Origin of the sequence: Archangium minus, from assembly GCF_044360475.1 — a bacterium.
Taxonomy (GTDB): Bacteria; Myxococcota; Myxococcia; order Myxococcales; family Myxococcaceae; genus Archangium; species Archangium minus.
This window is the reverse complement of record NZ_CP043494.1, coordinates 9,662,534-9,676,814: the sequence shown is the minus strand read 5'-3', so window position 1 is coordinate 9,676,814 and position 14,281 is coordinate 9,662,534. Positions and strand designations below refer to the sequence as shown.

Below are 14,281 nucleotides of genomic sequence, written 5' to 3'. Positions count from 1 at the left end.
CCTTCCCCACATGGCAACGCGCCGCGTCGATTCTAAGTGTTCCCCCTCTGGCCTTTCGTGGCGTATCGACGTATGTAGATTCGACGATATGGAGGAACTCTCCCAATCCTTCCGGGCCCTCGGTGACCCGACACGACTGCGCATCCTTCGCCTGGTGGCGCGGGCCCCGCTGAACGTGTCGGAGCTGGTGTCCCTGGTGGGAGTGGCGCAGTCCTCGGTGTCGCACCACCTGGGGAAGCTCAAGGGCCTGGGGCTCATCCGCGAGGAGCGTCAGGCGGGCTTCACCTATTACTCGTTGGCGCTGGAGCCGACGGACTCCCGCTGGCCTCTCATCCGTCTGGCGCGCGAGGCGGCGGACGACGAGGGTGACTCGGCCCGGCTCGAGGATCTGCTGCGGCAGCGCGAGGATCGGCAGGCCCTCAACGAGCGGCTGCTGGAGCCGGGACAGTCCTGGTTCCTGTGGGCGGGGGCCTTGGCCTCGCTGCTGCCGGCGCTGGACGTGGCGGACTTCGGGTGTGGCACGGGGGTGCTGTCGGTGGCCATTGCGCGATGGGCGTCGCGGGTATGGGCCATTGATCAGAGCGCCGCCGCGCTGGCGCAGGCTCGGGAGCGCGCTGCTCGCGAGGGCCGTTCGAACATCACTTTTCTTCGCGAGGATCTGCACCGGTTGTCGCTGCCCTCGGGCGAGCGCGACCTGGTGGTCATCTCCCAGAGCCTCCATCACGTGGAGTCCCCCCCGGCGGTGCTGGCCGAGGCCGCCCGCATCCTCAAGCCCGGGGGCAAGCTGGTGTTGTTGGAGTTGATGCCGCACGACGAGCGGTGGGTGCTGGAGCGGTTGGGCCACCGGCACCTGGGTTTCGCGCCAGAGACGCTCGAGACCTCCCTGCGCGAGGTGGGCTTTGGAGCCCTCACGCGCGAAACGCATGCACGCGAGGGGGCGAGTCCCTTCCGCGTCTTTCTCATCACTGGAGTCAAGAAATGAGCAGCCACCTTCCCACGCCTCTTCCTCCTCCTCCGGGTGAGCATGGTCGCCGCGTTGAGGCCCTCCGGGCCGCGATGCGCGAGCGCGTGCTGGTGCTGGATGGCGCCATGGGCACGCTGCTGCAGCAGAAGAACCTCAAGGCGGCGGACTTCGGCGGGGCCGAATACGAGGGCTGCAACGAGAACCTCGTCCTCACGCGGCCGGACGTCATCAAGAGCATCCACGCGACGTACTTCGCCTCGGGCGCGGACGTGACGGAGACGGACAGCTTCGGCGGCACGCCGCTGGTGCTGGGCGAGTTCGGCCTGTCGCACAAGGCGGTGGAGATCAACATCGCGGCGTCGAAGCTGGCGCTCGAGGCGGCGCTGGAGGCCGAGGCCCGGGATGGGCGGATGCGCTGGGTGGCGGGCTCCATCGGCCCCACCACGAAGGCCATCAGCGTGACGGGCGGCATCACCTTCGAGGAGCTGGTGGACAACTTCGCCGTGCAGGCGGAGGCGCTCGCGCTGGGTGGCTCGGACTACCTGCTGCTGGAGACGTGCCAGGACACGCGCAACGTGAAGGCGGCGCTGCTCGGGTGCGACAGGGCCTTCCGCAAGCTGGGGTGGAAGCTGCCGGTGGCGGTGTCCGGCACCATCGAGCCCATGGGCACCATGCTGGCGGGCCAGTCCGTGGAGGCGCTGGCGGTGTCGCTGGAGCACGTGGAGCTCCTGTACCTGGGCCTCAACTGCGCCACGGGCCCCGAGTTCATGACGGACCACATCCGCTCTCTGGCCTCCATGAGCCCCTTCGCGGTGTCGTGTGTGCCCAACGCGGGCCTGCCCGACGAGAACGGGCACTACCTGGAGACGCCCGAGATGCTGGCGCGCTCGCTGCGCCGCTTCTGTGAGCAGGGTTGGCTCAACGTGGTGGGTGGCTGTTGTGGCACGCACACGGGCCACGTGCGCGCCATCGCCGACGCGGTGAAGGGCCTCAAGCCGCGCAGCGAGCTTCCGCCGGCGCGCTCCACGCTCTCCGGGGTGGACTTCCTGGAGGTGCGTGACGAGGAGCGCCCGGTCATCGTCGGCGAGCGCACCAACGTCATCGGCAGCAAGAAGTTCAAGGAGCTCATCGTCGCGGGCCAGCTCGAGGACGCATCGGAGATCGCCCGGGCCCAGGTGAAGCGCGGCGCGCAGGTCATCGACGTCTGCCTGGCCAACCCGGACCGGGACGAGCTCGAGGACATGCGCAACTTCCTGGAGGTGGTCGTCAAGAAGGTGCGCGTGCCCTTGATGATCGACTCCACGGACGAGCGCATCATCGCGATGGCGCTCACGTACTCGCAGGGCAAGGCCATCATCAACTCGGTGAACCTGGAGGATGGTGAGGAGCGCTTCGAGAAGGTGGTGCCGCTGGCGCGTCAGTACGGAGCCGCGCTGGTGGTGGGGTGCATCGACGAGAAGGGCATGGCCGTCACCCGTCAGCGCAAGCTGGAGGTGGCCGAGCGCTCCTTCGAGCTGCTCACCGGCAAGTACGGGATGAGGGCGGAGGACCTGTACTTCGATCCGCTTGTGTTCCCGTGCGCCTCGGGCGATGCGCAGTACACGGGCAGCGCGGTGGAGACCATCGAGGGCGTGCGCCTCATCAAGCAGCGCTTCCCTCAGTGCAAGACGGTGCTGGGCATCTCCAACGTGTCCTTCGGCCTGCCCACCGCCGGCCGCGAGGTGCTCAACTCGGTGTTCCTCTACCACTGCGTCCAGGCGGGCCTGGACATGGCGCTCGTCAACTCGGAGAAGCTCGAGCGCTACCCGTCGCTGCCGCAGGAGGAGCGCCAGCTGTCCGAGGACCTGCTCTACGACCGGGGCACGGATCCCGTGACTCCCTTCGCCGCGCACTTCCGTGAGCGCAAGCCGAAGAAGGCGGATGTGAGCACGCTGCCGCTCGAGGAGCGCCTGCAGCGCTACATCATCGAGGGCAGCCGCGACGGTCTGCATGCGGATCTGGAGCTGGCGCTGCAGAAGTACGCGCCGCTGGAGATCATCAACGGCCCGCTGATGAAGGGCATGGACGAGGTGGGCCGGCTCTTCGGCGCCAACGAGCTCATCGTCGCGGAGGTGCTCCAGAGCGCCGAGGCGATGAAGGCCGCGGTGAGCTACCTGGAGCCGAGGATGAGCAAGGCCCAGGCGGCCTCTCGCGGGAAGATCGTGCTCGCCACGGTGAAGGGCGACGTGCACGACATCGGCAAGAACCTGGTGGAGATCATCCTCGCCAACAACGGCTTCCAGGTGGTGAACCTGGGCATCAAGGTGCCGCCCGAGCAGCTCGTGATGGCGGTGCGCGAGCACGGCCCGGACATCGTCGGCCTGAGCGGCCTGCTCGTGAAGAGCGCGCACCAGATGGTGGCCACGGCGGAGGACCTGAAGCGCCAGGGCGTGGACGTGCCCATCCTGGTGGGTGGTGCCGCGCTGAGCCGCAACTTCGTGGACCGCAACATCGCTCCGGCCTACGGCGGCACGGTGGCGTACGCGCAGGACGCGATGAGCGGCCTGGAGCTGGCCAAGCAGATTGTGGACCCGGCCGCGCACGAGAAGCTCAAGGGCGAGCTGGCTGAGCGCCGCACGAAGCTGGCGCAGCAGGACAAGGACCGGCCCAAGCCCAGTGCCCCGGTGGCGGCGGTGCGCAGCCCCGAGGTGTCCATCCTGGAGCAGGTGCCTCCGGCGCCGGACTTCTCGCGGCACGTGCTGACGAACACGCCGCTGGACACCATCTGGCGCTTCGTGAACCCGGTGATGCTCTACGGGCGGCACCTGGGTCTGCGCACGGCGTCGCGCTCGCTGGGCACGCCCGCGGAGGCGGAGCTGGCGAAGACGGAGGAGGGCCGCAAGGCGCTCGCGCTCAAGGAGCAGGTGGAGTCCATCAAGGGCGAGCTGCGCGGTGGACGCATGCAGGCCAAGGCCGTCTTCCAGTTCTTCAAGGTGGGCAGTGAGGGCAACCGCATCCACCTCTTCGACGGGGAGTCGGGCCGGCCGGTCGTGGTGTTCGATCTGCCGCGTCAGGAGAAGACGGGCGGACTGTGCCTGGCCGACTTCGTGAAGCCGCTGGAGAACGGCGAGCCGCGCGACAACCTGGCCATGTTCGTGGTGACGGCGGGGCAGGGCATCCGCGAGCTGAGCGAGGAGTTCAAGGCGAAGGGCGAGTTCCTCAAGATGCACGCGGTGCAGGCGCTCGCGCTGGAGACGGCCGAGGCCTACGCGGAGATGCTGCACACCCAGCTGCGCAGCATGTGGGGCTTCCCGGATCGTCCCGACATGACGATGCTCGAGCGCTTCCGCGCCGAGTACCAGGGCAAGCGCTACTCGTTCGGCTACCCGGCGTGCCCTCGGCTCGAGGACCAGACGCTGCTGTTCCAGGCCCTGCGTCCCGAGGACATTGGCGTGCAGCTCACCGACGGCTGCATGATGGAGCCCGAGGCCAGCGTGTCCGCGCTCGTCTTCCACCACCCGCAGGCGAACTACTTCGCGGTGACCTGAGCGGCTCCCGAGCGGGCTCCCTGAGGGTGGTCTCATGTGGGCGAAGTGCATGCATTCGCCCGCTCGGTGAGTCGCCTACTACCCAGAGGTGGGTCAGGGAGTTACGGAAAATTGCGGAATCATGGTAGAAGTCCAGGAACACTGGTTGCGCATCTTGCGCCACCAAGCTCCTGGAGCCCGGCCCCATGAGTACGCAGAACTTGGAAGGCAAACATTTCGGAGTGGTTCGGGAGCTTCAGAACCAGTACGCGGAGGCCAAGGCCCCGGGCATTCCGAAGGAGCTCCTCGAGCGCGTCCAGGCGCGGGTGAAGGAGCTCATGCCGGGGCTGATGGCGTGGAGGGAGCGCTTCCCGGCCATCGCGACCTCTCGGCTCAAGGCGGCCACGCTGGGGTGTGTTGCCTCCGACCCCGGAGCGACGCTGGAGCAGCACCTGCTCATCTCCAAGGTGGGGCTGCTGGTGTTCGCCGTGGACGACATCGCGGACGGGGAGATCGGCGCGCTCTCGGACGAGGAGATTCACCGGGTGCTCGCGCGCTACGCGGAGACGGCCCGCGCGCCCGAGTCCCAGTCGTGGACGGGCGCTGGCGAGGCTGAGGCCGTGGGCGGCGCCGTGCAGGACGTGGCGCGCTCGCTCCACGCACTTCCCGGTGCGAAGCGCTATCTGGCCCTCTGGCAGGAGCACTTCCGGCGCATGTGCGAGGCCCACTCGACGGAGCTGAAGGACAAGCGCCGCGCGCAGCAGGACGGCACGCTGCCCACGCTGCAGCATTACCTGGACGTGTCGCGGTGGACCTGCGGCGCGCCCATGTACCACGCCGCGGCGCTCGTGGTGCTCGGGCCGGACTTCGCGGGAGATGTTCTGCAGGAGCCGCTCGTCGAGCGCGCCCTCGTGGAGATGGCGCTGCTGGGCCGCTGGATGAATGACGTGCGCAGCCTCGAGCGCGAGCGCGCTGAGGGGAAGGCCAACGGGCTGAGCCTGCTCATCGCGGGCGGCATGTCCGAGGCGGAGGCCGAGAAGTCCGCGGTGGAGCGCGCTGGGCAGCACCTCGAGTCGCTCCAGAAGGTCGTCGGACAGCTCCCCGAGCCCCTGCGGCCCTGGGGCAAGACGCTGGTCGCGACGGGCCACTTCAGCCGGATGTTCTACATGCAGCGCGAGTTCCACCATGCCGAGTCCGGTGGGTAGGCGCGCTCTCGCTGAAACCTTCCTGAAACCTCCCCTCCTGAAGTCCCCCCCCAAAAAGGTGTCTGCCTCACAATGAAACGAATCCAGGATGTCTTGGTGGCGGAGTTGCACTCGTTGATCTCCGCGTTGGGCTCGAAGGGTGGGCTGATGAGCCCGTCCGTCTACGACACGGCCCAGATGCTCCGGATCCTCCCTCCGGCGGAGGGGGTCTGGCCCGCGGTGGATTGGTTGTTGTCGAAGCAGCAGCCCGATGGGGGCTGGGGTGACCCCGCCATGCCTCTCCACCGGGACATTCCCACGCTGGCCGCGGTCCTCGCGCTGCGCGAGTACGGCCGCCGCAACGAGACCCGTGTCGCCATCCGGGAGGGCGTGGCCTTCGTCCGCAGGCAGGCGGCGATGTGGTCCACCTCGGCGAAGATGGCCAAGGACGATCTCCCCGTGGGCGGAGAGATTGTCCTCCCTGGCCTGTTGGATCAGCTCGACGCGGCGGGCGAGATGCACATCCCCCGCAAGCCCTACGGCCAGCTGCTGGAGTTCGGCGAGCGCAAGCGCAAGTCGGTGGCGAAGCTGCCCGTCATTCCGGGCATGCCCTGGAACCACTGCTGGGAGATCACTGGCACGGAGCCGAACGCGGTTCTCCTCGATGGCTCGGGGGGTATCAGCCACGGCCCGGCGGCGACGGCGGCGTGGGTGAAGGCTGCCTCGAACAAGCCGGAGTTGCAGGAGTCCGTCAACCGTGCGCGCAAGTACCTGGCCAATGCCGAGCGTGCGTGCGAGATCGGCATTCCGGGTGTCACGTCGACCATCTACCCGTTCGAGCGCTACGAGCAGCTCTTCTCGCTCTACGCCCTGCAGATCGCCGATCTCCTCAAGGATCCGCGCCTCGAGGGCGTGGTGGCCCCGGTCGTGAAGGAGATCGCCGGTGCCCTGGGGCCCAAGGGCATCGCCATGAGCGACTACTTCCTGCAGGACGGCGATAACACGGCGGCGGCCGTGATGCTGCTGCACGAGTTCGGCTACCCGGTGGATTTGTCCATCCTCTACCGCTTCCAGAACGACAACCACTTCGTCGCCTACGCGGGCGAGCTGCACCCGTCACCGACGGTGACGGCCCGCTGCATCCACGCCCTGATGGTGATGGGCAAGGACGTGGCGCCCTTCCAGAAGTTCCTGCTGGATCGGCGCGAGCCGGACGGCCGGTGGACGGTGGACAAGTGGAACCGCTCGTGGCTGTACACGACGAGCCACGCGGTCATCGCCCTGGTTGGCTCCCCATACGAGCAGGAGATGCGTGAAGCGGTCGAGGCCGTGCTCGTGTCCCAGCACCGGGATGGGGGTTGGAGCACCCATGGAGCGCCGAACCTGACGGAGACGGCGTATGCCGTGCTGATGCTCGCCTACCTGGAGCGGCAGGGCTTCACCCACCCGGGCATCGGCGCGTCGCTCGACCGGGCCTCCGCGTGGATGCTGGACAACTACCGTCCCTTCGCCCGGCCCGACAGCAAGGTGAAGTGCTGGATCGCCAAGGAGCTCTACCGGGTGGACCGCATCGACACCATCTTCGAGCTGAGCGCCATGCTCATTCTAGACCAGCGCAAGTCGAAGGAGCGGGGGGCCTGAGTCGGAGCTGAGCGGTCCGCTCCCGGTGGGGGACCGGGAGCGGGGGCCGCGGGCGTGGGCGCTACGCCACCTTCGTCTGGGGGGCGTCGCCGCTGCGGCGCTTCACCCGCATCTTGTACGCGGAGGGGCGCAGCGACACCGTGAGCACCTGGGGCTTCACCTGCTCACCCGCCGGCAGCTCGAGATCCAACTGCTGGAGCATCGTCGCCATGATGAGCTGCGTCTCCATCATCGCGAAGTGGCTGCCGATGCAGGTGTGGGGGCCGGAGCCGAAGGGCATGTAGCTCTGCTTGGGGCGGCTCTTCTCGCGCTCGGTCTCGAAGCGCTCGGGCTGGAAGCGCTCCGGCTCCGGGAAGTACTCGGGGTTGCGGTGGATGCAGTAGGGCGGAATCAGCACCATCTGCCCCTTGCGGATGGGGTAGCCATCGATCTCCACGTCGCGCACGGCGGCGCGGGCGATCATGAAGATGGTGGGGTGCAGGCGCAGCGACTCCTTGATGACCTGCTGCAGGTAGCTCAGCCGGGGCAGATCCTCGAAGCCCGGGGACTTTCCGCCGAGCGCGTCCACTTCCTGCCGGACCTTGGCGTACACCTCGGGGTGGCGGGCCAGCAGCTGCCAGGTCCAGCTCAGGGCGAGGGCGGTCGTCTCGTGCCCGGCGCTGAAGAAGGTCACGATGTGGGCGCGGATCTGCGACTCGTCGATGGGCTGGCCGGCGTCGTCGCGCACCTGCAGCAGCGAGCTCATCATGTCCTTGCGGTCCGTGGAGTCGCGGCGCCGCTCGTCGATCATCGCCCGGATGCTGTTGTCGATGGTGGCGATCGCCGCACGGGCCCGCTTGTTGCGGGCGGTCGGCCAGGACAGGGGGATGGGCGCGCTGGAGCTCATGTGATCCAGGTGCTCCAGCGTCACCATCATGGCCTCGCGCAGCTCGGGCGCCTCGTTCTGGAAGTCCACGTCGAACATGGTCTTCCCGATGATGCGCATGGTCAGGATGGTCATCTCATGGACCATGTCGAGCATCTGCCCGTCCTGCCAACCTGACGCGGCCTCCTGGGTGTAGCGCGTCATGGACTGGCAGAACTCGGCCAGGCGCTTCGGGTGGAAGCTGGGCGCCAGCAGCTTGCGCTGCTCACGGTGGGGCGCGCCATCCTGGAAGATGAGGCTCTTCTCTCCCACCAGCGGTACGAAGATGCGGCCGATGGGGCCTCCGTTGAAGTCCTCCGCATGGCCGACCAGGAGCGAGTTGGCGAGTGTGGCGGAGCTGATCACCACGACCTCGACGGGGCCGATCCGGAAGGACCCGATGTCGCCACACTCCCGGCTCACGCGCAGCAGCAGATCCAGCCGGCTGGCGCGGAACTCAGACAGGTTGCCGATGAGGGGAGCCCCCGAGATGCGGGGGATGGTCTTGTAGGGCTGGGAAGTTTCCATAATATTGTAACTGCGCGGCGGAGTGGGTTGTAACTGCGCGGCGGGGGGGCGGGGGAAACCGGCGCCACGATGTGTGGCGCCGGTGGTGCTACCTGGCCGAGCCGGGGGGGCGGCTCCAGGCCGTGTGCTGCGGCTAGGCCATGGGCTCGGAACGGGAGACGGTGGCCTGCTTGGCAAGCTCCTCGCTCTCCCACTCGTACTCGCCCACGAAGCCGGTGACGCGCTCGACCACGCCCTGGACGACGTTCATCGCGTCCTCCGAGGAGCGCAGCCGCGTCATCGTCTGATCCATCATCGTGGACAGCTCATTGACGGCCTGGAAGATCTGGCTGATGCCCGCGTTCTGCTGGGCGACAGCCGCGGAGATCTGCCGGACGGAGGCGGCGTTCTCCCGGACGATGCCTGACAGCTGACGGATGTTGTTTCCGAACTCGCGCACCTGCCCGAGGCTGCTGTCGATCCTCGCCGAACCGCGCTCGGTGATCTCCACCGTGGTGCGGATGGCGGTGCTGATGTCCTGGAGCAGCTCGCGCACGTTGCGCGTGGCCTTGATGGACTGGTCGGCCAGCATGCGGATTTCGCGGGCAACGACGGCGAAGCCCTTGCCGTGCTCGCCCGAGCGCACGGCCTCGATGGCGGCGTTGAGCGCGAGCATGTTGGACTGGTCGGCGAGGTCCTTCACCGTGGTGGTGATGTTGCCGATCTGCCGCGTTCTGCCGTCCAGCTCCTTGATGCGCCGGGCCATCTCCATCACCTGCTGGCGGATGCTCTCCAGGCCGGCGAGGCTCTGCTCGATGACCTCCTCGCCGGCACGGCTGATGGCGTCGGCGCGCTCGGTCTCCTTGAGGACGTTCTCGGCCTTCTGGAAGGCCAGGGTGGAGGTCTCCTTGATCTCCTGGGCGGTGACCTGGGTCTCCTGGAGCGCGGCGGCCTGACGGGAGAGCACCTCGGTCTGCTTCGTGGTGGACATGCCCAGCTCCTGAGCGGAGCTGCCCAGGCTCTGCGCGGACTCCTTCAGGGCGAGCGAGAGCGCCCGCAGCTTCGCGAAGGCCTTGCTCGTCGCCTGCGCCAGGTCGCCGATCTCATCCGTGCTCACCCACGCCGGCAGCTTGGGCGTACCGGACACCAGCGCCTCAATGGACTCCTGGACGGCCCGAGCGCCCTCCACCTGGTGACGGGCCACGCGCCACGCGGAGCTGGCGGCGTTGAGCAGGATGTACACGCCGACGACCAGCAGCGGCACCATCAGCTGCTTGGCCAGCATGCCCAGGCTCTGCTGCAGGTAGCTCGCGAGCTGCTCGGCCGACATGCCGCTCATCGTGGCGGCCATCTCCGGCATCATGCCTTCGGCGCTCTTGAAGATGATGGTGAGCATCGTCGCCACGGTGCAGGCGATGAAGATGCCGAACGCGTAGGGGAGGAACCACTCCTGGCGCGGCCAGAGGTAGCCCCTGTCCTGGATGTTCGGCGACGGGATGCGATGGAACTCCTTCATCGCGTACGGGCGCAGGTAGCTCTCGATGGAGAGCCGGACCTGGATCCACATGAGCGAGTTGATGAGGTACATCAACGTGAGGCCCCAGGGGATCGACATGACGCTCTTGTCGAACATGACGACGAGCGTCGTGATGTAGCCGGCCGCGAAGATCAGGAGCGCGCCCAGGATCTTCCACTCGAGGATGCGGGGGACCTTGAGGATCAGCCGCAGCCGGGTCTCGGGATCAGTCGGTGCGAAAGCCTTCTGGAGCTCGGAGCGCGTGACCAGGTTGGGAACGGCGCCGAACGCCGCGGAGATGACGCCCGCCAGGATGATGGCGGTCGTCGTCTCCTTCCCCGACTTGATGCCGAGGAGGATGGCGAACGTGAGGACCAACGGAGCCGCCCCCAGCATGTTGTTGATCTGGTAGGCGTTGTAGATCTTCTTGGTGAGGCTTTTGATTTCGTCCGATTGCATGGTGGCGTCTACCGACGTGTCTCTCTGGGAGCGAGCGGTTCCAGCCTAGCTGGGTAAAGGGGGAAGATTGAAGACGTTCGGGAACCAGCCCGGGCTGGCCGCTATCCGCCTACGTGAGCATCCGTTCGTCGGAGTCAGGAGCAGTTGATTCCATGGCCATCAAGGATTCTCCCTCGACTGCACTAAGGAGAGCCTACACCGCCTGTACGCGGTGGGCCAAATACCCGGGCCCGACCGTGGAGCGGGCAGGCGTACGTTGGGTCCTGGAGGCCTACCCGCACTGGAGGCCCAGCCAGGCTCGGTCGAACCGGCGGGCTCTCAGGTCCGCGTCCCGGATGAGGAGGTACAGGTTGCCCATATCTCCCCACATGAAGCCGGACGCGTCGTCGGAGCCGATCTGCCACATCAGGCTCCAGTCATGGGCGCCGGACTCCAGCCGCCGGGCCTGGGGCGAGTCGTAGCCGCGTGAGTCGCCGCAGTACAGGCCGTGGGAGACGAGCTGGGCCTCCAGGCGTGCGTCGCTTTGGATCCACCAGGGGTGCCCCCCTACCTGGTGAGCGTGCTCGCCGCCTGTGAGGCGCTCGCGCAGCACCGTGTAGTCATCCGCCGCGTCCTGGCCCCACTCGTCCACGGGCAGGGATGCGCGGCGATCCCAAGGATCGGGCAGGGACAGGCCGAGCCGGGGCGTGAGCTTCAGGGGAAGGTCGAAGGCCAGGCCCGCCTCTTCCAATTCCCGAGGTGGAGCGAGTGCCACCGCGTCCGCGCTGCGCGGCGTCCACAGGAGCTTCGACGAGGCGCTGTCCTTCGGGTCGAACCCCCAGGGCTGCTCCTGGACGTCGTAGAAGAGGGCGAGGACACCGTCGCGAGGCAGGTCCGGCAAGGACTCCGCCCGGCACGCGGCCAGCTCGGCGAAATCGAGCTGTCCCACGAAGGCGAGCGGGCCGCGGGGAGAGTGGGGCCACGGCGTCCCCGGTGGAACGAGCGGGTGTCCTCCGTAGCGGCACCCGGGCAGGCCCGGATCCTCCTCATCCCGGGCGGTGAAGAGGATGCAGGGCGCGAGGGCGGTCTCGATGCGGTCGCGCCAGGCATCCAGCGAGGGGGGCAGGGTGGGAAGCTCGGGCATGTGTGCGGCAGGCTACTCGACTCGCCGACAGCGTCCAGCATCGGCTGTCGGGCGGTCCTTTCCCTCCAGGGACGTGGTAGGGAGGGGCGATGATCACGCGCACGCTCGATCTTGGCGGACCCGTTCACTACGTCGACTTCGGTGGCTCCGGACCGACGATGGTGCTGGTGCATGGGCTGGGAGGCTCGCACCACAACTGGATGATGGTGGGGGAGAAGCTGGCCCGGCGCGCGCGGGTGTTTGCGCTGGACCTGGCGGGCTTCGGCCGTACGCCGCTGGCGGGACGCTCGGCGAGTGTCCACGCCAACCAGGCCCTGCTGGACTCCTTCATTCAGGCGGTGTCCCCCTCTGAGCCCGTCCTCCTGATGGGCAACTCCATGGGCGGGGCCATTTCGGTGATGCAGGCTGCCCGCCAGCCCCAGCGGGTGTCCGGGTTGGTGCTGGTGAACCCCGCGCAGCCGAGTGCCGAGAACACCCGAATGGAGCGGGCCGTGTTCATGATGTTCGCCCTCTACGCGATTCCGGGGGTGGGCGAGTTCTTCGTGAAGCGGCGCTCGGCCAGGTATGAGCCCGAGAAGCTGGCGCGGGGCATGCTCCAGCTGTGCTGTCGGGACCTGAGCCGCTTCCCGGAGGAAGTCGTACGGGCGCATGTGGAGTTCGCCTGCGAGCGGCACAAGCAGATGCCCTGGTCCGATGATGCCTTCGTCGAGGCCGCGCGCTCGCTGGTGATGATGCTGCTGCGCAAGAAGAAGTTCCGCGCGATGGAGAAGGCGATTCGCGTCCCCACGCTGCTCATCCATGGCACCGAGGATCGGCTGGTGCCGGTGGCCAACTCCCGCGAGCTGGCGCGGGTGCGGCCGGATTGGACGTACGTGGAATACCAGGGCATCGGTCACACGCCGATGATGGAGATTCCGGAGGAGTTCCTCGCCACGGTGGAAAGGTGGCTCGACAGCCAGGGCCAGGCAGCAGTGGGGCCTGGGGTGAAGGTTGCTTAGATTGGGGGAACCATGAGCGCGCCGAACATCCGCCGTGCCCTTCAGTTGCTGCCCACCTGTGCCACCACAGGCATCGGGAGTCTTCCGCACACCCAGCTCGAGATGGGCCTGCAGGCCGCGCTCGCGCTGGACATTCCCTTCCTGCCCCAGTTGCCGATCGGGCGGCCCTCGGAGTTCATGATTCCGCAGGCGCTCGAGGGGCTGCCGGGGCTGCGATGGGATGACGAGGGCCTGTGCTCGGTGGACCTGGAGACGTGGGCCAGCGCGCGCGGGAACTTCGAGGAGCGGTTGGAGGCGGCGCTGTCCTCGGGCGCCGTGGAGGCCTTCGAGCCCTCACTGGAGGGGTGCCGAGCGTGGCGGCCGTTCCTCTGGGAGGTGGAGAACCGGAAGCTGGCCTTCGCCAAGGCGCAGCTCGCGGGGCCCTTTACGGTGCGCTCGGTGGCTCGCACGAGCGAGGGGCAGGCAGCCTTGGATGTGCCGGGGCTGGACGAGGCCATGTTCCGGCTGCTGCTGGCGCGCTCACTGGCCATGGTGAAGGCGCTGCGCCGAGCAGGGACGACGCCCCTCTTCTTCCTGGATGAGCCGGGGCTCTACGCCTTCGATCGCTCCAACCCGAGGCACCTGCTGGCCATGCAGGAGCTGCGGTTGCTGGTGGTCGCGCTGCAGCGTGAGGGCGCGCTGGTGGGCGTGCACTGCTGCGGCAACACGCACTGGGGGAGCCTGCTGGAGGCGGGGATGGATGTGCTGTCGCTGGATGTGCGGCTGTCGCTGGACGCGGTGCTGGAGGAGTCGAGTGCGTTCGCGCGCTTCCTGGAGTCCGGGGCGACGTTGAGCCTGGGCATCATCCCCACGGATCTGACTTCCACGTACGAGGTGGGGGAGCTGGTGGACGCGGTGGAGGTGTCGCTCGAGGCGGCTTTGCCGCCGGGGTACGACTTCGCGCGGGTGGGCGCGCAGGTGCTGCTGACGCCGGCGTGTGGCCTGGCGATGCGCACGGTGGTGGATGCTGAGCACGTCCTCGAGCAGCTCAAGGTGGCTCAGCGGCGGCTCCGGGCGGCGCTGGTGGCGGAGTCCGAAGCGGTGCGGACACCGTACGTCAGCTGACGAGGAGGCCCCACTCGCGATGGAGAAGGACCTCTCGAGCGCACGACGATTGCGGACCTGGTGCGGGAAGTGAAGACGCTCGCGCGCTGAGGCGCTCAGCGTCCGAGCCGCAGCTCGCGCTCGGCCTGGATCCAATCGTCCTCATGACGGCCGTGGCTACCGCCACGCGCGAGGAAGAGCTCATAGGCGCGCCGGGCGATCTGCTCCTGGGTGGGCCCACTGCGGTTGGAGTTGGCGGCGTTGCGCGAGGTCTCCGCCACCTGCTGCGGCTGCGCGTGCTGCTGGGAAGACGTGTTCTGGGTCGCCTTGGCGTTTGCTCGTGCCATGTGGGGGCTCCTTCGGGGGCAAAAGGAAGACTGCTCCCCACAACATCAG

10 protein-coding genes are annotated in these 14,281 nt (G+C 67.9%); 6 read left to right on the top strand and 4 right to left on the bottom strand.

All coding sequences use genetic code 11. The annotated features are described in order from the left end of the window. Positions 1 to 88 precede the first annotated feature (88 nt). The 4 genes from F0U60_RS39480 to F0U60_RS39465 all read left to right on the top strand — a co-directional run bounded on the left by F0U60_RS39480 (position 89) and on the right by F0U60_RS39465 (position 7,295). A complete protein-coding gene (locus tag F0U60_RS39480; protein ID WP_395807513.1) occupies positions 89 to 982 on the top strand; it encodes an ArsR/SmtB family transcription factor in 894 nt (297 codons plus the stop codon). Next, on the top strand, positions 979 to 4,491 hold the full coding sequence (metH, locus tag F0U60_RS39475) for a methionine synthase (protein ID WP_395807511.1): 3,513 nt from the start codon (positions 979 to 981) through the stop codon (positions 4,489 to 4,491). The genes F0U60_RS39480 and metH overlap by 4 nt, the downstream gene beginning before the upstream one ends. A gap of 185 nt (positions 4,492 to 4,676) precedes the next feature. Then, positions 4,677 to 5,675, top strand: a complete 999-nt coding sequence (locus F0U60_RS39470; protein WP_395807509.1) for a terpene synthase family protein — start codon at positions 4,677 to 4,679, stop codon at positions 5,673 to 5,675. A gap of 72 nt (positions 5,676 to 5,747) precedes the next feature. After that, positions 5,748 to 7,295, top strand: coding sequence for a prenyltransferase/squalene oxidase repeat-containing protein (locus F0U60_RS39465; protein WP_395807507.1), 1,548 nt, complete (start codon positions 5,748 to 5,750; stop codon positions 7,293 to 7,295). A 61-nt stretch (positions 7,296 to 7,356) separates the two neighbouring features. Here F0U60_RS39465 and F0U60_RS39460 read toward each other — a convergent pair whose 3' ends face one another. The 3 genes from F0U60_RS39460 to F0U60_RS39450 all read right to left on the bottom strand — a co-directional run bounded on the left by F0U60_RS39460 (position 7,357) and on the right by F0U60_RS39450 (position 11,804). Further along, on the bottom strand, positions 7,357 to 8,727 hold the full coding sequence (locus F0U60_RS39460) for a cytochrome P450 (RefSeq protein WP_395807505.1): 1,371 nt from the start codon (positions 8,725 to 8,727) through the stop codon (positions 7,357 to 7,359). A gap of 133 nt (positions 8,728 to 8,860) precedes the next feature. Further along, positions 8,861 to 10,681 (bottom strand): methyl-accepting chemotaxis protein, encoded by a 1,821-nt coding sequence (locus F0U60_RS39455; RefSeq protein WP_395807503.1) that lies wholly within the window; start codon positions 10,679 to 10,681, stop codon positions 8,861 to 8,863. Between the two features lie 271 nt (positions 10,682 to 10,952). Continuing rightward, the gene (locus F0U60_RS39450; protein WP_395807501.1) at positions 10,953 to 11,804 is read right to left on the bottom strand and encodes a YwqG family protein; all 852 of its coding nucleotides are present in this window, start codon (positions 11,802 to 11,804) and stop codon (positions 10,953 to 10,955) included. An 89-nt stretch (positions 11,805 to 11,893) separates the two neighbouring features. Here F0U60_RS39450 and F0U60_RS39445 point away from each other — a divergent pair, with 89 nt between their 5' ends. Together F0U60_RS39445 and F0U60_RS39440 are read left to right on the top strand one after the other, a co-directional pair. Beyond that, positions 11,894 to 12,802 (top strand): alpha/beta fold hydrolase, encoded by a 909-nt coding sequence (locus F0U60_RS39445; protein ID WP_395807499.1) that lies wholly within the window; start codon positions 11,894 to 11,896, stop codon positions 12,800 to 12,802. 12 nt (positions 12,803 to 12,814) lie between these two features. Further along, positions 12,815 to 13,906, top strand: coding sequence for a hypothetical protein (locus tag F0U60_RS39440; protein WP_395807497.1), 1,092 nt, complete (start codon positions 12,815 to 12,817; stop codon positions 13,904 to 13,906). A gap of 95 nt (positions 13,907 to 14,001) precedes the next feature. On the opposite strand, the gene F0U60_RS39435 is transcribed toward F0U60_RS39440, so the two are convergent. Then, positions 14,002 to 14,232 carry a DUF2934 domain-containing protein gene (locus tag F0U60_RS39435; RefSeq protein ID WP_395807495.1) on the bottom strand — a complete coding sequence of 77 codons (231 nt, stop codon included), beginning with the start codon at positions 14,230 to 14,232 and terminating at the stop codon, positions 14,002 to 14,004. Positions 14,233 to 14,281 lie beyond the last annotated feature (49 nt).

Coding starts and splice junctions, on each gene's coding strand:
- F0U60_RS39460 (WP_395807505.1), bottom strand. CDS start 8,727: ATGGAAACTTCCCAGCCCTACAAGACCATCCCCCGCATCTCGGGGGCT.
- F0U60_RS39480 (WP_395807513.1), top strand. CDS start 89: ATGGAGGAACTCTCCCAATCCTTCCGGGCCCTCGGTGACCCGACACGA.
- F0U60_RS39470 (WP_395807509.1), top strand. CDS start 4,677: ATGAGTACGCAGAACTTGGAAGGCAAACATTTCGGAGTGGTTCGGGAG.
- metH (WP_395807511.1), top strand. CDS start 979: ATGAGCAGCCACCTTCCCACGCCTCTTCCTCCTCCTCCGGGTGAGCAT.
- F0U60_RS39435 (WP_395807495.1), bottom strand. CDS start 14,232: ATGGCACGAGCAAACGCCAAGGCGACCCAGAACACGTCTTCCCAGCAG.
- F0U60_RS39455 (WP_395807503.1), bottom strand. CDS start 10,681: ATGCAATCGGACGAAATCAAAAGCCTCACCAAGAAGATCTACAACGCC.
- F0U60_RS39465 (WP_395807507.1), top strand. CDS start 5,748: ATGAAACGAATCCAGGATGTCTTGGTGGCGGAGTTGCACTCGTTGATC.
- F0U60_RS39445 (WP_395807499.1), top strand. CDS start 11,894: ATGATCACGCGCACGCTCGATCTTGGCGGACCCGTTCACTACGTCGAC.
- F0U60_RS39440 (WP_395807497.1), top strand. CDS start 12,815: ATGAGCGCGCCGAACATCCGCCGTGCCCTTCAGTTGCTGCCCACCTGT.
- F0U60_RS39450 (WP_395807501.1), bottom strand. CDS start 11,804: ATGCCCGAGCTTCCCACCCTGCCCCCCTCGCTGGATGCCTGGCGCGAC.